This window comes from Tamlana sedimenti, assembly GCF_038148895.1.
Taxonomy (GTDB): domain Bacteria; phylum Bacteroidota; class Bacteroidia; order Flavobacteriales; family Flavobacteriaceae; genus Tamlana.
Map to the genome: position 1 here is coordinate 1,286,098 of NZ_JBBVGQ010000001.1, position 19,659 is coordinate 1,305,756.

Below are 19,659 nucleotides of genomic sequence, written 5' to 3' on the forward strand. Positions count from 1 at the left end.
ACACTATTAAAAAGCCAGATATTCAACTTTGTATTTGTCTGATAAAAGTGATTTTAGTATTTCCGGATTGTCATTTGTGAAAAACTCATTTTTAGGTTTTAATATATTTGTATTTAGTAGTTGATTCTTTTCTAGAATTGCTTTTGTTTGTCTTGCAACTGCTTGGCCAGAATCAATGATTTTTACATCATTTGGTAAAAGTTCAATAAGGGTTGGAATTAAATAGGGGTAATGTGTGCAACCCAAAACCAAATAATCAATATTGGCCTCAATCATAGGTTCTAAATAAATTTTTAGAAGCGCTTTCATTTCTTCTGAATATAGTTTGCCACCTTCAATCAGCTCGACAATGCCATTTCCTATTTGTTCAATAACTTTAATGTCTTTTGCAAATAGGTTTGATGTTTTTGAAAACAGTTCGCTACTCAAGGTACCTTTGGTGGCCAAAATGCCCACAGTACTTGTTTTTGTTTGGAGCGCCGCGGGTTTTATAGCGGGCTCAATTCCAATAAAAGGAATATTATAATTTGCACGTAAATAATCAATAGCATTGGTGGTTGCCGTGTTGCAAGCTATAACAATAATTTTGCAGCCTTTGTTCAATAAATATTCGGTGTTTTTTTTGCTGAGTTCTATAATGGCCTGTTTGCCCTTTGGACCGTATGGAGCATTGGCACTATCGGCTAAATAAATGGTGTTTTCATGAGGTAAAAGCGCGTGGATTTCCTTCCAAATAGAAGTGCCACCAACTCCAGAATCAAAAATGCCGATAGGTTGCTCGTTCATGGTATAACAAAAATAAAAAAGCTGCCTTATAAAGACAGCTTAAATATATTTAATAAAGATTAATTTATTAGATGCCTAATTTCTTTTTTACATCTTCTAAAATATCTTTTCCGTCAGCAACAATCAAAGTGGCTCTATCCAAAACATATTGGTAACCTTGCTCTTTAGCTACTTCGTTGATAGCTTTCATGGCTTTATCTTGAATAGGTTTGAACAATTCAGCTTCTTTTTGGGCTAAATCTTTTTGGGCATCGGCTCTAAACTGTTGGATGCGTTGTTGTTTTTCTTGAAGCTCTAAACCTCTCTTTTGGTTTTCCTCATCTGTTTTTGTAGCAGCTTCGGCTTCGTATTGTTTTACAGTATTTTGGTATTCTGTGATAGAAGCTTGAATATCTGTTTGGTAGGTTTTTCCTAAAGTTTCTATCTCTGTTTGCGCTGCTTTTGCTTCTGGCATTGCCGCAATTAAATCTTGCGTATTTATATGTGCAACTTTGCTTTGGGCTTGTGTAAAACTAACTGTTCCAATACATAGTGCAGTTGCAAATAAGAGAGTTTTTAATTGTTTCATTTTTAAATAGTATTAAGTGTGTGTTATAAATTTATTTTTGTCTAATTATTGTTTCTTGCAGCATTTATACTGTCTTTTCTTTTTTGGCGTTCTTCTAAAATTTTCTGCTTCCTTTCTTCCAGTTCTTTTATTCGGGCTTCTCTTTCAGCCAATTTTTTCAGTCTATTTTCTTCTATAAGTTCAGCTTGGGTTTTTGTTTCAGTTTCTGGTTTTGCTTCGTCTTCTGTTTTTGTTTCATCAGTTTCTTCTCCTGTAGTTTCATTGCTTTCCTCTACTTTAGCTGAAGAACTTGTTTGGCTTCTAGCATCCAATTTAGTCTGTCTGGCTTTTTCTCTTTCTTCCAATATTTTTTGGCGTCTTTCTTCAGCCTCTTTTTTCTTGGCTTCTCTGGCTGCCAAAATTTCTTGTCTACGTTTCTCAACAGCACTTTCTCTCTCAGCCTTCTTTTCTTCTAGGGCTTTTTCCCTAGCTTCCAATTCTTCATTTATTTCAGGAATCAATTCCTCTTCTTCGGCCGCTTTTATCTCTGCTCTAGATTGCGCTTGTTTACGTTTTGCAGATCTTGTAATACTTCTTAAAATCTGTTCGCTTAAATCGAACTGTTTTGCCGAGAACAACATCACGGCATCAGATGATTTATCGAAAATAAAATCGTATTTTCTTCCTTCAGCCAAATCTTGAACCGCTGCAAATATTTGATCCTGTATGGGCTGCATCAACTGCTTTTTCTGGATGAACAAATCACCATTGGGGCCAAAACGTTTTTGCTGATAGTCTAATATTTCGTTTTCCTCAAAATCAATATCTTCTTGGCGCTCTTCAATAAGTTCATTGGTCAACAGAGCCTTTTCGTTGCTCAAATCAATACGTTTTTGCTCAATAGCAGCTAACTTTTCCTCAATTTCATTTTTCCATTGTTGTGCTTTTGTGTTAAGCTGCTGGGTAGCATCTTGATATTCTGGAACATTCTCTAAAATATATTCAGTATCTATGTAGGCAATCCTAACACCACGTTGTGCATAGAGAGAAGATAGGCTTAACATAAAAACTAATGTCAGTAAAAAAAGAACGTTATTTCGCATCGGTTTAATATTTTATAATTTATGGATTATAAATTCTAAAACGACAGATGATTTTTTCTGCCTTTTTGAATCATGTCTTCAAAATTAACGAATTTTAATCTTAAAAATTTTATTCTCGTGCAAATCATCGAAGAGTTAATAGAAAATATCGTGCCAAAATAATTTATTCGTTTAAAATTGTTGACCAATTATAAAGTGAGTTTCCCAACCATGTTTGCCAGTTTCGCCTGGTAATGGGTCAAATCCATGACCAAAATCAATACCCAATAAACCAAAGGCCGGCATAAAGATACGGATACCTAATCCTGCCGAACGGTAAACATTAAACGGATTGAAATCCCTGAAATTATTATAAGATCCGCCACCTTCTAAAAAGGCAAGGGCATAGATTTTAGCTGAAGCTTTTAGGGTAACTGGGTAACGAAGTTCCAATGAGTACTTGTTATAAATAGTACCACCATCCTGATCTGATAGCGATTGGTTAGGGTAACCACGTAACTGAATAGCTTCACGGCCGTCCAAGCTATAATTACCCAGACCGTCTCCACCAACAAAATAGCGCTCAAACGGAATGACACCACGAGCTTGGTTGTATGCCCCCAAAAACCCAAATTCTACCAAAGGTCTTAAAACTAAATTTTTTGTTACTTCTGTATACCACTCACCCTTGAAGTTTATTTTATAAAATTCAAGCCATTTATAGCGTTCTTGGTCAATATCAGTAATTTCCTTGTTTGCTTCGATATAGGCTAAATCAGCAGTGCTTGAAGCGTTGGCTCTTCTTTGAAGCGCATCGTTATACTCTTCAGATAGTTGATCATAATCTACACCATTAAATAAAGAATATGGTAAAGAAAATTTAACTGTAGTTGAAAATTTTGAACCTCCAGTAGGGAAGATAGGATCAACACTGGTATTGTTTCTGCTCAAACCAACGGTGTATGATAAGTTGTTTGAGTAACCGTTACCAAAAGTAAATAAGCCTGTATTGTAGTTATTCAAATCATAGCGTTGAAAGCTTATGGCTTGCGATAATGTAAAGAAATCGTCTGGTACCGATAATCGTTTTGCTAAACCAAAAGTGATACCTGTTATGTTAAAACTTCTACTTTTATCGGCATTTCTGGTTAAATAATTGTACAAAAATTGTTTGGTATGCGATAGGGATGTTGAAAACTGTACAGGGCGCTTGCCTCCAAGCCAAGGCTCGGAAAATGAAAAACTATAAGTTTGAAAAAAGCGGCTAGCCTGCAAACGAAGCGCTAACCTTTGTCCATCACCCATAGGGATCGGTTTATAGGCCTCCTTTTTTAATATGTCTTTTATGGCAAAATTATTAAACGACAGACCTAAAGTGCCGATAAAGCCACCACCGCCGTAACCACCTTGCAGCTCAATTTGACTAGATCCTGTTTCTTTAACAGAGTATTCCATGTCAATGGTACCTTCAACCGGGTTGGGGTTGTTAAAGTTTGGCGATATTTCTTGGGCATCAAAAAAGCCTAATTGCCCCAACTCCCTCACAGTACGCACTACATTGGCTTTGCTGTAAAGCTGCCCTGGGCGCGTTCGGAGCTCCCGATAAATAACATGGTCGTTAGTTTTGTCGTTTCCTACTACCGATACACTGTTGAAATAAGCTGGTTTGCCTTCCGAAATTCGTATTTCTAAATCGATAACATTATGATCAGCACTAACTTCAACGGGGTTTATGCTTGAGAACAAGTAACCATTGTTTTGGTATTGGTTCGTAATATCAAAGGCATCAGGTTTTGATGGGTCTGCAATGCGCTTTTCCAACAAAACGCCATTGTATGTATCCCCTTTGTTGATACGTAACAAACGGTTTAAAAATTCATTGGAATATACGGTGTTACCAATGAATTTAATATCGCCAAAGGTGTATTTTTCACCTTCATTAACATCAAGGTAAAGGGAAATGGTTTTATCGCTGTTTACCACAAGACTGTCTGATAATATTCTGGCATCCCGATACCCATTTTCTTTATAGGCGTCTACAATATGCCCTAAATCCGCTTGATATGCCGAATCAATAAACTTTGACCGCTTTAAAATTCTGAGTCTGTTTATTTTTTTCGTGCTTTTCATAGCTTTCCTAAGCCTTTTGTCACTTAGCACATCATTGCCATTGAATACGATATCCGAAATCTTGACTTTTTCACCCTTGTCAATATTTAAAACCATATTCACTCGGGCTGTTTTGAGCGAATCATCTTTTACATCTATGGTGTTGATATGAACTTTGGTGTTGTAGTAGCCTTCTTTTTTATATTTTTTTATCAGGAAATTTTTAGTGGTAGTAAGCAGGTTTTCGGTAACTTTTACACCTTTTTTCAGTTTGTTGTCATTTATTATTCCTTCAACCTTGCTTTTCCTTACTCCATTTACCTTAAGCTCATTAAGTTGTGGTAGGTCTGAAAGCTGAATTTGTAAATAGGCAACATCTCCTTCTATTTTAGTGACATAAACTTCTATGTCGCTAAAAAGTTTAGAGTTCCAAAGTTTTTTAATGGCATTGGCAATGTCTTCACCCGGAATGGTTATTTCCTTTCCTTTTCTAAGGCCAGAATATGTGATTATGGTTTGTTCTTCAAAAGAGGAATTTCCAGAAACCGAAATTTCCCCTAATATGTATTTTTTGCCTTTTTCGTAATTGACATCTTGTGCTTGAACTGCAACACATCCAGCAAAAATGATTACAGTAAGAAAGTGCTTTATATAAGTTAATGCAGGCAACTTAGCTAAGTTGTTCACTTGTTTTCCCAAATCTTCGTTCTCTTTTTTGATATTCAATAATAGCTTCATACAAATGCTGCTTTTTAAAATCTGGCCATAAAACATTTGTGAAATATAATTCTGCATAAGCTATTTGCCATAGTAAAAAGTTACTTATCCGTTGTTCTCCGCTTGTTCTGATGAGCAAATCAACATCTGGTAAATTATGCGTGTAAAGATGCTCATTAATAATTGATTCACCGATATTTTCGGGCGAAATTATATTATTTTTAACTTTAATGCTAATTTCTTTAACAGTGTTTAGCAATTCTTCTCGCGAACCATAGCTTAAAGCCAGTGTTAAAGTCATTCTTGTATTCTTGCTAGTGCTTTCCATTACCTCAAAAAGTTCGTTGTAAACCTTTCTGGGCAGTGTATTCAGTGCGCCTATTGCATTAAGTTTGATGTTGTTTTCTTGGAGTGTTTTAATTTCCTTTTTTAAAGAAGACACTAATAGCTTCATGAGTGTTTGCACTTCTAGCTTTGGCCTGTTCCAGTTTTCAGTTGAAAACGCATAAAGTGTTAGGTTTTTTATGCCTAGTTCTGCAGCAGCTTCAACGGTTTCTCTAACAGCTTTTGTTCCATTTTCATGGCCAAAAGCGCGCACCATACCTTTTTGTTTTGCCCATCTGCCGTTGCCATCCATAATTATGGCAATGTGTTTGGGCAATCTGTCAGTATGTATGCTGTTTTTTAAATCCATTTTATTCTACGCAGTAGCAAGGGTTTTCGCCAAAGGTGTACGTTAAAGTGATCCCTGAAAAGACATACCAGTCGTTGTTATTTATGTTCCCAAAACTGTACTGTTGCCTCCATTGGTCATCGGGTATACTCCCGTCTATTTCATCTGAAAAAGTGTATCGGGCACTGACTTCAATACCCAAAATAATATTTCCTAAAAAATTGGTTTTAAAACCCAGGGTTATTGGTATACCATATGCCCAGCTTGATGTGTTTTCTGGGGTTTGCACGCCGTTTAGAAAATAATAATTGTCGTGGTGAGCCAAACTAATACCTGAGTAAAGATAAGGTGTCCATAGTTTTTCGCCAGAATGCAAATTGAAATCCATGAAAGTGAATTCCATTCCTGCTGAGATTTCAGTTATTTTGGTATTAAATTCATAACCCCTTTGGATGCGACGCAGGTCGTCAGAGTTGTTGTCAATCCCTTCCAACTCTGTAAAAATAACTGAAGCCCGGTATGAATGTCTTTTACTACGGTTCCATTTATAAATCCCACCGATGGCCAGTTGATTAGGAGAAATATAATCTGTAGCGCCCACATCGCCTATAAAATTACTTCCGCCGACAAATACACCTATTTCGTTGATTTGAGAGTGACTAAAATTAATGCTTAAAATACTTAATATCAATATGGTTAAATGCCTCATAAATATTCAAAAGTTTGCAAATATAATAAATAAGATGAGCCTAGAATAATTTGAGCCCAATACTATTAGTGTAAAACAGAATTTCTTTTGAATTATTGTTTCTAACGTAGGTGGAAAGCGAGTTTAATTCCGCTTATCTTCACCCCAAAGAAGTTTTTTGCGCAAAGTATCCAAAAAGCTTTCGTCTAAAAGGTCAATCATTTTAATTTTAAAATCGGCCTTTTTTATTTTGATGGTTGTGCCGTTATTTAAGGTAGCAATTCTGGAATCCAAAGAAACGAGATGTTGCTCTTCACGTCCGTCAACTTTAAGCTGTATTTCAGTTGAGTCTGGTATGATTAATGGTCGTGCGCTAAGATTATGCGGCGCAATAGGAGTTAAAACAAAGCTGTTGGTGCTGGGTGTTATAACAGGGCCACCGCAGCTTAAAGAGTATCCCGTTGAACCAGTGGGCGTCGATACAATTAAGCCATCACTCCAATAAGAGGTTAGATACTCTCCATCCAAATAAGTTTCAACTGTAATCATAGATGTGGTGTTCTTTCTGCTGACCGCGATTTCATTCAGCGCAAAATTGAGTGATTTGATATCGCTGTTTTCGGGTGAAGTTTCAACGGATAAAAGGCTGCGTTCGGAAATTTTGTATTTACCGTCAATAATATTTTGAATAGCCCTTTCAATATCATCAACTTGAATGGTGGCCAAAAAACCCAGCCTTCCAGTGTTAACGCCAATTATGGGGATATCGATATCTTTTACAAAGGTTATGGCCCTTAAAATGGTGCCATCGCCACCAACACTTACCAACAGGTCAAAAGAAGCGTCCAGCGTGTCAAAAGTTTTAAAAGATTCAAAATCTTTTATAATGGACGACTTGCTTTTTATGAGATTATAAAATTCGGTTTCTATATAAGCATCGGCATCCTTTTTTACCAGATAATTAAAAAGTGTTATTACCGAAGCCGAGGTGGTTTTGTTATAAAATCGTCCAAAAATGGCAACCTTCATGCGCTATATATTTAAATATCTCTTTAAATAGTCCGAACGTTCTTTTAGGCTTTCCAAATAGCCGTCTTCTTCGTGCCCAGAAATAATATTGTAGCTGTATCTTCTAAACGTTTGAATAATTTCGTTAAGTCCTGTATTACCTATTTTAAGTGTTACCTGCACCAAGTCTGAATTCATTTTTGAAATAAAAGCCCCTAAAATCTTTCCTCCATTTGATTCTACAATTTGGCTTATTTCGCTAAACGAGTAATCATTTATACCTTTTTCCACAACCAAAATGCCTCCAGCTTCCGTAAAAAATGGTGAATGCCCAAACAGGCTAATCACATCTTTAAGTTCATAATAGCCCAAATACTCATTTATACCATTTAAAACGGGCATGACATTAGCAGAGTTTACTGCAAATTCTTCAAGAATATCAAGCCAAGGCGTGTTATCCCTAACATAAAAATCTTCCAAAGCATACAGGAATTCACTAATTGGTTGGGCACTGTCAAAGCAATGGGCATCCGCCTCAGAAAAGCATCCTAAAAAATTACCATGGGCATCTTTTACAGGAATGTGTGAAAACGTTAACTGGTTAAATAGCAGTTGCATATCACTGACCTTGCTACTAATGCTTAACGGTTTTACGTCATTAATTATGTATTCTGAAAGTCGCATCTTATCATTATGAATAGGACTGCAAATTAATCAAAAAAATGCTATGTATGCTTGTTCTACTTTGTATTTTTGCTGAATAAAACGGATTTATGACCAAGCTAAGCGTTAATATTAATAAGATTGCAACATTACGAAATTCAAGGGGTGGTGATGTGCCAAGTGTTGTTCAATTTGCCAAAGATGTACAGCGTTTTGGAGCCGAGGGGGTTACCATACACCCAAGGCCAGATGAGCGCCATATTCGTTACCAAGATGCCCGCAATTTAAAGCCGGTTGTTTATACAGAATATAATATTGAAGGCAACCCGATTAAGTCGTTTATGGATTTGGTTTTGGAGGTAAAACCCACACAGGTTACGCTTGTGCCAGATGCTGAAGATGCCATAACCAGCAATGCTGGTTGGGATACCATAAAGCACAAAGATTTTTTGGTTGATGTGATTAAGGAATTTCAAAATAATGGTATTAGAACATCCATTTTTGTGGATCCTGTTTTAAAGCAAATTGAAGGTGCCAAAGAAACGGGAACTGACAGAATTGAGCTTTACACCGAAGGTTTTGCGCATCAATATGCCTTGGGAAATCAAAATGCAGTAAGGCCTTATGCGGAAAGTGCTAAATTGGCCAATGAATTGGAATTGGGTGTTAACGCTGGTCATGATTTGTCGTTGGATAACATTAAATTTTTTAAGGAAAATATACCTGGTTTATTGGAGGTTTCAATTGGGCATGCCCTAATAGCAGAAAGTCTGTATTTGGGTGTAGAAAATGTTATTCAAATGTATTTGGGAAAATTGAAGTGAAAGCGTAATAGAGATTCGTGAATTTGTGAAAGGAGAGAATATTTTACATTCAAATATATTAGGAGAGGGAAAGCCGTTTATCATTCTACATGGCTTTTTAGGCATGGGCGATAACTGGAAAACATTAGGTGGACAGTTTAGTGAGCAAGGGTTTCAAGTCCATTTGGTCGACCAGCGCAATCATGGGAGGAGTTTTCATGATGATGATTTTAGTTACGAAATTCTAGCAGAAGATTTAAAAAACTATTGTGAGGCTTACAACCTAAATGATATTATTCTTTTGGGGCATTCCATGGGAGGTAAAACAGCCATGTTGTTTGCAACGCAATATCCAGAACTGGTCTCCAAATTGATAGTGGCCGATATTTCCCCTCGTTTTTATCCCGTTCACCATGATGTTATTTTAAACGGATTGAGTGCCATTGATTTTGACCAAGTAAAAAGCCGTGGTGAAGCAGATAAAGTATTGAGCGAATATATTTCTGAAGTTGGCATACGCCAGTTTTTGCTCAAAAATTTGTATTGGGCTGAAAAAGGTAAATTGGGCCTGCGCATCAATTTAGAAGTGTTACGAAATGAAGTTTCCGAAATTGGAGAGCCTCTGCCATCACATGCTACGTTTGATAAAGATACGTTGTTTCTTCGGGGCGACCGCTCTGAATATATAGGTGTTGGCGACGAGCGTATTATAAAAAGTCACTTTCCAAAATCTAAAATTGTTACTATTGCTAATTCTGGACACTGGCTACATGCAGAAAACCCTGAGGACTTTTTTGAAGCAGTGTTGCAGTTTGTTTCTTGATTAATTTTGTATCTTTCCATCAAAGATAAATAATCATGAAACTCATTATAAAACTTCTACTGAACGCCTTGGCGGTGTTCATTATTTCCTATTTGCTCCGTAACAATGGCGTTATGCTGGATTCCTATGTAACTGCCATAATTGTGGCTGTGGTATTATCCGTTTTAAATCTGTTTGTCAAGCCTATTTTGGTTATTTTAACCTTGCCAATTACCATAGTAACACTAGGGCTATTTCTACTTATTATTAATGCACTGATTATCTTGTTGGCGGATAAATTAATCGACGGTTTTTCGGTGAGCAGTATTTGGATTGCTGTGTTATTCAGCATCCTGCTTTCGGTGCTGCAATCTATACTGCATTCGCTTTTAAAAGAAGACAAAAAAAGAACTTAAAATCAGGTAATTAAAAACTTTGGTGGGATGTAAAAATATACTATTTTTGCATCCCAATTTTGGTTATACAAAGAATCGATTTTTAAAATGAATATTACAAGAGAAAACGTTGATGCATTAAATGCTGTGGTTAAAGTAGATATCGCGAAAGAAGATTATAGCGATAAAGTGGAAAAAATCTTATCAGATTACCGCAAAACAGCAAATATTCCTGGGTTTAGAAAAGGACATGTGCCCATGGGCATGGTTAAGAAACAATACGGAAAAGCCGTTTTGGTTGACGAGGTTAATAAGCTACTGCAAGATGCCTTAAATAAATATTTAACTGAAGAAAAGTTGGATGTTTTGGGGCAACCATTACCGAAGCCTCAAGATAACATTGATTGGGATGCCGATAAATTTTCTTTTGAATTTGAATTGGGCTTGGCTCCAGAATTTGAAGTGGAACTTAAGAGCAAAAAGGCCATTACTCAATACAATATTGTTGCCGACAATAAAATGATTGACGAGCAGGTTGAACGTATTCAAAAACAATACGGAAAATTGGTTTCTCAAGATGTTGTTGAAAAAGAAAGTGAAATAACAGGAACATTCAAAAACGAAGAAAGAGAGATTGAAAATACGGTTACTTTGACTTTGGATAAATTCAAAGGGAAATCTACTGAAAAACAATTTATCGGTGCTAAAGTTGGCGATGTGGTTACTTTAAAAACCAAGGGACTTTACGATGACGAGCACGAATTGATGCATGCCTTAAAATTAGGCCATGATGATGTGCACGGATTGGACATTGAAGTTACCTTTGAAATTAAGGAAATCAACAAGCGCGAATTGGCAGATTTAGATCAAGAATTGTTCGATAAACTTTTTCCAAAAGGAACAGTAACTTCGGTAACCGAATTAAAAGCTAAGATTAAAGAAGATGCTGAAAAACAATTTGTTCAGCAAGCTGACCAAAAGCTGTTGAATGATGTAACTGAATACTTGGTTGAAAACACCAAATTTGATTTACCAGCAGAGTTCCTAACAAAATGGATGCAAACTGCTGGCGAAAAAGAAATGGATGCAGACCAAGCCAGAGAAGAATATGAAAAGTCTGAAAAAAGTTTGCGTTACCAGTTAATTGAAGGCAAATTGATTGAAGACAATAACATCCAAATAACTATGGATGATATTAAAAATCACGCTAGACAGATGATTAAAGCTCAAATGGCCCAATTCGGACAAATGAATCCTTCTGATAAAGAATTGGATGATATTGCAGCGCGTGTGCTTTCAAACCAAGATGAGGCACGTAGAATTTCAGAACAGTTAATCAGTCAAAAATTACTATCTGTTTATAAAGAAAAAGCAAACTTAAAAGTTAAAGAGTTGAGCTACGAAAACTTTGTAAAAGAAGTTTACGGTGACAAATAGGTAATAATAAATGCTTATCTTTAGGCGCTTAAATCTGTTGATTTAAGCGCCTTTTTATTCAAAATAAATCATTAATTCAAAATGCTTTTTATTCCATCTTGATGTAAGTCAAGGGTTTAAAAGATTAATTACAAAATAAACTATGGATTACGCAAAGGAATTTGAAAAATTCGCGATAAAAGATCAAGGCATTAGCAGCACATATTACAATAAAATCATCAGTAGTATGTACCCTACCAATCTCACGCCAAATATTATTGAGGAGCGTCAAATGAACATCGCTGTTTTTGATGTGTTCTCACGTTTAATGATGGATAGGATTATTTTCTTGGGAACAGGAATTAACGATCAGGTGGCCAATATTGTTCAGGCACAACTATTGTTTTTGGAGAGTACTGATGCTTCTAAGGATATTCAAATTTACATCAATTCACCGGGCGGAAGTGTGTACGCTGGTTTAGGTATTTACGATACTATGCAGTTTATAAAACCTGATGTAGCTACTATTTGTACAGGTATGGCTGCTTCTATGGGAGCCGTATTATTGTGTGCGGGTGCTAAAGGTAAACGTAGCGGATTGACCCATTCACGCGTTATGATTCACCAACCTTTGGGGGGTGCACAAGGACAGGCCAGCGATATTGAAATTACAGCCAGGGAAATTTTAATTTTAAAGGAGGAGCTTTATAAAATCATCAGTAAGCATTCCGGTCAAACTTACGATAAAGTTTATGAAGACAGTGATAGAGATTACTGGATGAAAGCCGATAAAGCCAAGGAATACGGCATGATTGACGAGATATTGGTACGTAATTAAATAAAAATTCGTAATTTTATTAACTTGTTACAGAAGGGATTATTAAAATTAATTCCCGATAATAGATTAGATTAATGGCAAAAGAAGAATTGGAATGTTCGTTTTGTGGTCGTAAAAAGCCGGAAACAAACTTATTAATAGCAGGATTGGATGCCCATATATGCGATAGGTGTATTGAGCAAGCTCATGGTATTGTTATTGAGGAATCAAAGCAGAACGATAGCAGCGACCTATCTGCAGAGCTAAAACTTCGAAAACCACAGCAAATTAAAGCATTTCTTGACGAGTATATTATCGGTCAGAGCATGACAAAAAAAGTTATGTCCGTAGCCGTTTACAACCATTACAAAAGATTGCTTCAACCAGCTTCAAAAGACGATATAGATATTCAAAAAAGTAATATCATCATGGTTGGTCAAACAGGTACCGGTAAAACCTTGATGGCCAAAACCATTGCAAAAATGTTAAATGTGCCATTGGCCATTGTTGATGCTACTGTACTAACAGAGGCTGGATATGTGGGTGAAGACGTTGAGAGCATTCTAACACGTTTGCTGCAAGCTGCAGATTACAACTTGGAGAAAGCAGAAAAGGGTATTGTTTTTATAGATGAAATAGACAAGATTGCCCGTAAGAGTGATAACCCTTCTATTACGCGAGATGTTTCTGGAGAAGGTGTTCAGCAAGCTCTATTAAAACTTTTGGAAGGTACTGTGGTAAACGTGCCGCCTAAAGGAGGCCGAAAACACCCTGACCAAAAATTCATTGAGGTAAATACCGAAAACATATTATTTATTGCTGGTGGCGCATTTGATGGCATAGAGCGCGTTATTTCAAAAAGACTAAATATGCAGGCTGTTGGTTACAGCGCTTCCATGTCTGATGATATCGTTGATCAAGATAATTTGTTACAGTATATTATTCCGAAGGATTTAAAGGATTTTGGTTTAATTCCTGAAATTATTGGTCGTTTGCCAGTGTTGACCTATATGGATCCATTGGATGCCGAAACCTTAAGAGCTATTCTTACAGAGCCTAAAAATGCCATTATTAAACAATACAAAAAGTTGTTTGAAATGGATGAAATAGATTTCTCCATTACAGATGGTGCGCTTGGTTTTATAGTCGATAAGGCCATAGAGTATAAGTTAGGGGCAAGAGGATTGCGCTCATTATGCGAAGAAATATTAACTGATGCCATGTTCGAGATGCCTAGTAGTGACGAGAAAAACTTAAACGTTACAAAAGCATATGCTGAAGATAAGTTGACAAAAACAACTTTAAAGAAACTCAAAGCCGTATCGTAGCTTTGGAATAAAATATATTATAGTGAATAAAAAACCACGCTTTTCGACGTGGTTTTTTTATTTATGGATATTAATTAATAATGGATATTCGCACTATAATTCTTTGTGTCTGTGTTTTAATTTTTGTTAAAAGTATTCCTATTTGTAGAACTCGCAAAGCTTTTAAATTTCTTTTAGACTATTAGACGAAATACTCGTTAAAAAACTATAGGGTTTACACTTAATCGATTTTTGTTAATCTAAAATTACAAACTCTACACGCCTGTTAGCCTGTAAGTCTTCATCAGAACAATTGCTTTTACAATCAACCAAAGGTTTAGACTCACCAAACCCTTTTGATTGCAATCTACTTTTGCTAATACCGTTTTTAATTAGGTACTTAACTGCAGACGCTGCACGTTTATTTGATAGGTTCAAGTTATAAGAATCCCTGCCCTTATTATCGGTATGTGCATTAATGGCTAATTTCATTTCAGGGTGCTCTTTAAGCACTTTTATAACCTTATTTAGAGAAATAAATGATTCCTCTTTTACATTCCATTTGTTAAAATCAAAATAGATGTTTTCTAAAACAATGCGCATTTCGTCATCAACTTTAGCAATAACAGGTTCGGTAGTTAACAATTCAATGTCTTTTCTGTATGTTGTTTCGTTTCCTCTATTGGCAAAAAATTCGGCTGAGGCATCCTTAAATCCATCTTTATGTGTTGATAGAGTATAAGATTCAAAAGGCACCACATTAAATTTGAAGCTAGCATCTTCACCAGTTAATGTTCTAGCCAATTCAACTCCCTCTTCATCCTTCAAAACGATTTCCGTGTTTGGTAATTTTATTTTGGTCTCTTGGTCTACAACTTTTCCGCTCAACAATTGAATGATTTCATTGTTCACAGCTGTGTAAATGTCATAACTACCTCTGCCATTTGGTCTATTTGAAGACACATAACCTTTGTCTTTGGCGGCTAAAAAATAAGCAACTTCATCATAAACGGTATTTATGCTACTGCCCATATTTCTGGCCATTTTGTACCCAGTTTTTGAAATTTTACTGGTAAATAAATCATAGCCTCCAATATTTTCATGACCTTTTGAAGCAAAATATAAATATTTGTCATCAAGCGATAATGCTGGATATTTATCATCATATGAAGTATTAATGTTTGGACCCAAGTTTTCAGGATTGCCTAAAGTGCCATCTGAATTAATTGCGGACACATAAATATCATAACCTCCAATCGCATCTGGAAGATTGGCAGCAAAGTATAGTTGGTCTCCGGCATGGTTAACAAAAGGGGTTTCAATAGAAACATGGTCTTTGTTGATGCTCAACAGTTCATTGTTTATCCAATTGCCGTGAGAGCCTTCTTCAAGATTAGCTTTATAAAGCTTAAACTCCAATGAGTTTTCTTTGCTGCTTCTTGTATAGTAAACCGTTTTTTCGTCAGGAGAAAAAGTTAATTGATCTTCACTGGCATTGGTGTTCAATATTCTGCTAAACAAGTAGGGTGAACTTAATGCGCCATTTCGGTCAATGTCCAGACAAAACAATTCTTTGAATGCCTCATTAGTGTTAGGATCTATTTTGGCCAATCCACCTAATTTCTTTGAAGATACCATAATTAGTTTATCACGGAAAAAACCAGAACCAATTTCAGAAAATGGCGTATTTACACCAGCATCTAAAAGTTCAAAATCAAATCCGTTTGCTTCTATAACCGCATCTTTGGAGTTGAAAGTTTCTGTAGGATAGAGAGAGAAATTATTTTCTGCAATGGTATTAGAGGGGCCTTGACTTACCACAATATTAGTAATAAGCAAAATGAAAAAATATAACTTGGATTTCATTTTACAAGGGATTAGGATTAATTAGGCAATAAATATAATCCAGCACCCAAGTGTAAAAAAATTTCTTAGACTAAGCGCAATATAAATCGTTAAGTCTTTGTTTTATAGGGTTTTCAGGAAGGTTTGTTTAAGAATTTAAACGCAAAAGTTCCTCCATGTAATTTCTAGAGTTAGACAGTCTGGGTATTTTATGTTGTCCTCCTAGTTTATTGTTTTCTTTCAGCCAGTCGTAAAACAGGTTTTTTCTGGCTAAATTTATTTTGGGTTTATTAAGCGTTATATTGTTATAGCGTTTTGCTTCGTAATCTGAATTTAAGGCTTTTAAAGCATTGTCAAACAGCTCGTTAAAATAATCAATGTCCTTTGGCGGCGTTTTAAACTCTATGAGCCACTCGTGCGCTCCTTTTTCCTTGCCTTTCATGAAAATTGGAGCAGCTGTAAAATCAACTATTTCTGCTTTTGTACGCTTGCATACTTTTTTAAGTGCGTTTTCGGCGTTTTCAATAATCAGCTCTTCCCCAAAAACATTAATATGGTGTTTTGTTCGTCCAGAAATTTTAATTCGGTATGGGTTTAATGAAGTAAACCTTATGGTGTCTCCAATTTTATAGCGCCATAAACCTGCATTGGTGGTTATAATCATAGCATAGTTTTGCCCAAGTTTCACTTCGCTCAACGGAATTGCTCTTTCATCAGGCGTATCATAAACATTCATGGGAATGAATTCATAAAAAATGCCATAGTCCAACATTAGCAAAAGTTCGTTGGAATCGTTTTGGTCCTGAATGGCAAAAAAACCTTCTGAAGCATTATATGTTTCGTAATATTTAAAATCTCTTTTTGGAAGTATCTTTTTGTATTGGTTTACATAGGGCGTGAAACTAACTCCGCCATGAAAATAGACTTCTAGATTAGGCCAAACCTCGAGTAAATGTTCTTTTCCAGTGGTTTCTAAAACATTATTAAGCAAAACCAACATCCAGGAAGGAACGCCGGCGAGACTAGTAACCTTTTCGTTAATAGTTTCGTTTACAATGGCCTGCATTTTATGTTCCCAATCGCTCATTAACGAAACTTTATTGCTAGGTGTACTGCTAAACTCAGCCCAAAACGGCATATTATCAATTAAAATGGCTGAAAGGTCGCCGAATATTGTTCCGTTTTCTTTGTACAATTCTTTGCTGCCTCCCAAACGCAGGCTCTTGCCAGTAAACAGTTGGGAGTCTTCGTTGTTATTTAAGTACATGCAAAGCAAATCTTTACTTGCTGCATAATGGCAATCCTCTAAAGATTCTTCGCTTACTGGTATAAACTTGCTTCGGGAACGTGTTGTACCGCTAGATTTTGCAAACCATTTTATAGGTGTAGGCCAGAAAATATTGTTTTCTCCCCTTCGGCTTCGTTCAATGTCGTCCTGCCATGCATCATAGTTATTGATTGGAATACGCTCTGCAAAAGTTTTATAATTCTTTATTGAAGCAAAGTCATATTTTTTGCCAAACTCGGTATTTTTTGCAGTGTCAATAAGATGCAAAAGCAATTCGTTCTGTACTTCGTTTGGGTATTTTAAAAACAGTTCAATTTGATGGAACCGTTTTTTCAAAAACCAAGAAGCAATTGAATTTACTATGGGTATTGGCATTTTTCAACTATCTTTAAGTTTTTAAAAATAATATTTTTTTTTATGACCTACCAAGGTGTTTTAACAAAAATGGAAACGGAATTTTTAAGTCCCATTCAGTACTATTTGGTGTTTGAACATGATTTTATAAACATGAACCAATTGTTGGATAAAAACATCAGCCTGCAGTTCATTAAATATCAATGTTTAAACTGTGGATTGGATAAGCCCATTTACAGGCAAGGGTATTGTAAAAGTTGTTTTTATGATGTGCCGCAAGCTGCAGATTGGGTTATGCGTCCTGAATTGAGCACAGCACATTTAGGCAAGGAAGACCGTGATTTGGAATATGAAAAAAAAGTACAGTTACAGCCGCATATAGTGTATTTGGCTAATTCCAGTAATGTGAAAGTTGGTGTAACAAGAAAAAGCCAAGTGCCTACGCGTTGGATTGACCAAGGTGCCCACGAGGCTATTGAAATTGTTGAGGTGCCCAACAGGTATTTGGCAGGTGTTACCGAGGTTGCTTTAAAAGACCATGTAAGCGACAAAACCAATTGGCGTACCATGCTAAAAAATGACATTAAAGATGAAGATTTGGTAGAATGGCGCGAAAAATTGAAGCCATTTATTCCAGATGAAGCCAAGGATTATTTTATAGCAAGCAATAGTGAAACCAATTTGGAGTTTCCTGTAAACCATTACCCTGAAAAACCTAAAAGTTTGAATATTTTAAAAGAGCAACAGTATACGGGGAAGTTGGTGGGGATAAAAGGGCAGTACCTTATTTTTGAAGACGATACTGTTTTTAATGTCCGTGCTAATGAGGGTTTGGTTCTTCAAATTGCAATCCTGTAATTTCAGGTAATTTTTAACTGGATTAAGAAGTTTAAATCATTGATTTTTATTATCTTAAAAAGAAAATGAAAATTCCAGTATTATTTTATGTAGGGCTTACCACATTTTTGCTCGTTATGCTCACCGTAATGGTTGGTATGAATATGAGTTTTAGGCTTGTGTTTTATACCATGTGCATTGGGCAGTTTTTTGTTTTGGTTATGGTGTACAAAGTTTTAAAAGATAAATATACCACAGACAAAACCTTTGAGAATTTCTATGAAGACAGGCCCATCAATTATGAAAAGGAATAATAGTCCCGTCCGAATTTTAAAGAAAATCAGACGAGACTATTCATATTTAAATATCTTCTTGGTCCCTTAAACTCTGTATGTAAGATGCTTTTTGTATTTCGCGACGTCTTTTAACAGAAGGTTTTGTGAAGAACTGATTATCTCTTAAGTTTTGCATCACCTTTATATTTCGGTGCTTGCGTTTGTAGCGTTTTAGGGCACGCTCTATATTTTCGCCATCTTTTACAATAATTTTTAACATATATGGTTTTTAAATTGGTTTATGATTTAGGACTATCCTAAATACGTTCTTAATACTTTACTTTTTGAGGTATGCCGCAATCTGCGGATACCTTTTTCTCTTATTTGTCTTACGCGCTCTCTGGTCAACCCAAAAGCATCCCCAATTTCTTGAAGGCTCATGGGGTGTTTTTTGTTAATGCCGTAATAATGCCTAATAACTTCTGCTTCTTTTTCAGATAGCGAATCCAAAGCACGGTTAACTTCTACGTTCAACGAGTCTTTTAATAATTCGGCATCGGGTCTTGGTGTTTCATCTGTTTTAACAACATCATACAAGCTAAAGTCTTCACCTTCTTTTAAGGGAGCATCCATCGATACATGTCTGCCAGCAATTTTTAAGGATTGCTTTACATTGTTTTCTGTAAAATCCAAATTTTTGGCAATTTCGTGGGCACTTGGCGGTCTTTCGTGCGTTTGCTCCAAATGCGAATAGGCTTTGTTAATTTTATTAATGGACCCAATTTTGTTCAAGGGTAATCTCACTATTCTAGATTGCTCAGCCAAAGCTTGTAAGATGGCTTGTCTAATCCACCAAACGGCATAAGAAATAAACTTAAAGCCTCGGGTTTCGTCAAAGCGCTTTGCGGCTTTTACCAGGCCAGCATTGCCCTCGTTTATTAAATCGGGCAATTTTAAACCTTGATTTTGATATTGTTTTGAGACTGAAACAACAAAACGTAAGTTAGCAGTTGTGAGTTTATCTAGAGCCTGTTGGTCGCCTTTTTTTATGCGTTGTGCCAATTCAACCTCCTCTTCGGCGGTTATTAAAGGTATTTTACTGATGTCTTGTAGGTATTTGTCTAGAGATTTTGATTCGCGGTTGGTAACTTGTTTCGTGATTTTTAGTTGCCTCATATATTATTTGTCTGAAATTTTAAATTAAACGTTAGGTACAACTTAAACGATTATATTTAAAATCCTAATAA

Annotated in this window: 20 protein-coding genes; 8 read left to right on the forward strand and 12 right to left on the reverse strand. The window is 36.0% G+C overall.

The genetic code is table 11. The features are described 5' to 3' along the window. Positions 1–6: 6 nt before the first annotated feature. The 8 genes from murI to WJN01_RS05650 all read right to left on the reverse strand — a co-directional run bounded on the left by murI (position 7) and on the right by WJN01_RS05650 (position 8,294). A complete protein-coding gene (murI, locus tag WJN01_RS05615) occupies positions 7–786 on the reverse strand; it encodes a glutamate racemase (protein WP_445196155.1) in 780 nt (259 codons plus the stop codon). A gap of 67 nt (positions 787–853) precedes the next feature. Then, positions 854–1,354: an OmpH/Skp family outer membrane protein gene (locus WJN01_RS05620; protein WP_370478795.1), complete on the reverse strand. Its 501-nt coding sequence runs from the start codon at positions 1,352–1,354 to the stop codon at positions 854–856. Between the two features lie 41 nt (positions 1,355–1,395). Continuing rightward, positions 1,396–2,397: an OmpH/Skp family outer membrane protein gene (locus WJN01_RS05625; RefSeq protein WP_445196156.1), complete on the reverse strand. Its 1,002-nt coding sequence runs from the start codon at positions 2,395–2,397 to the stop codon at positions 1,396–1,398. Positions 2,398–2,607: 210 nt separating this feature from the next. Further along, positions 2,608–5,262, reverse strand: coding sequence for an outer membrane protein assembly factor BamA (bamA, locus tag WJN01_RS05630; RefSeq protein ID WP_445196157.1), 2,655 nt, complete (start codon positions 5,260–5,262; stop codon positions 2,608–2,610). Further along, positions 5,195–5,935 (reverse strand): undecaprenyl pyrophosphate synthase, encoded by a 741-nt coding sequence (uppS, locus tag WJN01_RS05635; RefSeq protein ID WP_445196158.1) that lies wholly within the window; start codon positions 5,933–5,935, stop codon positions 5,195–5,197. Before uppS ends, bamA begins: the two co-directional genes overlap by 68 nt. A 1-nt stretch (position 5,936) precedes the next feature. After that, positions 5,937–6,623: a type IX secretion system protein PorG gene (gene porG, locus WJN01_RS05640; protein ID WP_445196159.1), complete on the reverse strand. Its 687-nt coding sequence runs from the start codon at positions 6,621–6,623 to the stop codon at positions 5,937–5,939. Between the two features lie 123 nt (positions 6,624–6,746). Next, positions 6,747–7,631, reverse strand: a complete 885-nt coding sequence (locus WJN01_RS05645; RefSeq protein ID WP_445196160.1) for an NAD kinase — start codon at positions 7,629–7,631, stop codon at positions 6,747–6,749. Positions 7,632–7,634: 3 nt separating this feature from the next. Beyond that, positions 7,635–8,294, reverse strand: coding sequence for a CBS domain-containing protein (locus tag WJN01_RS05650; RefSeq protein WP_445196161.1), 660 nt, complete (start codon positions 8,292–8,294; stop codon positions 7,635–7,637). Positions 8,295–8,383: 89 nt separating this feature from the next. Here WJN01_RS05650 and WJN01_RS05655 point away from each other — a divergent pair, with 89 nt between their 5' ends. The 6 genes from WJN01_RS05655 to clpX all read left to right on the forward strand — a co-directional run bounded on the left by WJN01_RS05655 (position 8,384) and on the right by clpX (position 13,834). Beyond that, entirely contained in the window at positions 8,384–9,097 is a 714-nt protein-coding gene (locus WJN01_RS05655) for a pyridoxine 5'-phosphate synthase (RefSeq protein WP_445196162.1), read from the forward strand. A 25-nt stretch (positions 9,098–9,122) separates the two neighbouring features. Continuing rightward, complete coding sequence (locus WJN01_RS05660) at positions 9,123–9,899, forward strand: alpha/beta fold hydrolase (protein WP_445196163.1); 777 nt, start codon at positions 9,123–9,125, stop codon at positions 9,897–9,899. A gap of 35 nt (positions 9,900–9,934) precedes the next feature. Further along, positions 9,935–10,294 (forward strand): phage holin family protein, encoded by a 360-nt coding sequence (locus WJN01_RS05665; protein ID WP_445196164.1) that lies wholly within the window; start codon positions 9,935–9,937, stop codon positions 10,292–10,294. 87 nt (positions 10,295–10,381) lie between these two features. Continuing rightward, positions 10,382–11,710, forward strand: coding sequence for a trigger factor (tig, locus tag WJN01_RS05670; protein ID WP_445196165.1), 1,329 nt, complete (start codon positions 10,382–10,384; stop codon positions 11,708–11,710). Positions 11,711–11,852: 142 nt separating this feature from the next. Then, positions 11,853–12,527 (forward strand): ATP-dependent Clp endopeptidase proteolytic subunit ClpP, encoded by a 675-nt coding sequence (gene clpP, locus WJN01_RS05675; protein ID WP_445196166.1) that lies wholly within the window; start codon positions 11,853–11,855, stop codon positions 12,525–12,527. 74 nt (positions 12,528–12,601) lie between these two features. Next, on the forward strand, positions 12,602–13,834 hold the full coding sequence (clpX, locus tag WJN01_RS05680; RefSeq protein WP_370478774.1) for an ATP-dependent Clp protease ATP-binding subunit ClpX: 1,233 nt from the start codon (positions 12,602–12,604) through the stop codon (positions 13,832–13,834). 234 nt (positions 13,835–14,068) lie between these two features. Here the strand turns inward: clpX and WJN01_RS05685 are convergent, their stop codons facing one another. Continuing rightward, a complete protein-coding gene (locus tag WJN01_RS05685) occupies positions 14,069–15,679 on the reverse strand; it encodes an OmpA family protein (protein WP_445196167.1) in 1,611 nt (536 codons plus the stop codon). Positions 15,680–15,806: 127 nt separating this feature from the next. Next, positions 15,807–17,321 carry a GH3 auxin-responsive promoter family protein gene (locus WJN01_RS05690; RefSeq protein ID WP_445196168.1) on the reverse strand — a complete coding sequence of 505 codons (1,515 nt, stop codon included), beginning with the start codon at positions 17,319–17,321 and terminating at the stop codon, positions 15,807–15,809. Between the two features lie 42 nt (positions 17,322–17,363). On the opposite strand from WJN01_RS05690, the gene WJN01_RS05695 reads away from it, so the two are divergent. Continuing rightward, complete coding sequence (locus WJN01_RS05695; RefSeq protein ID WP_445196169.1) at positions 17,364–18,158, forward strand: DUF2797 domain-containing protein; 795 nt, start codon at positions 17,364–17,366, stop codon at positions 18,156–18,158. 65 nt (positions 18,159–18,223) lie between these two features. Beyond that, on the forward strand, positions 18,224–18,451 hold the full coding sequence (locus WJN01_RS05700) for a hypothetical protein (protein WP_445196170.1): 228 nt from the start codon (positions 18,224–18,226) through the stop codon (positions 18,449–18,451). Positions 18,452–18,497: 46 nt separating this feature from the next. Here WJN01_RS05700 and rpsU read toward each other — a convergent pair whose 3' ends face one another. Beyond that, positions 18,498–18,692, reverse strand: a complete 195-nt coding sequence (gene rpsU, locus WJN01_RS05705; RefSeq protein WP_445196171.1) for a 30S ribosomal protein S21 — start codon at positions 18,690–18,692, stop codon at positions 18,498–18,500. 32 nt (positions 18,693–18,724) lie between these two features. Beyond that, positions 18,725–19,588, reverse strand: a complete 864-nt coding sequence (locus WJN01_RS05710; protein ID WP_445196172.1) for a sigma-70 family RNA polymerase sigma factor — start codon at positions 19,586–19,588, stop codon at positions 18,725–18,727. Between the last annotated feature and the right edge of the window lie 71 nt (positions 19,589–19,659).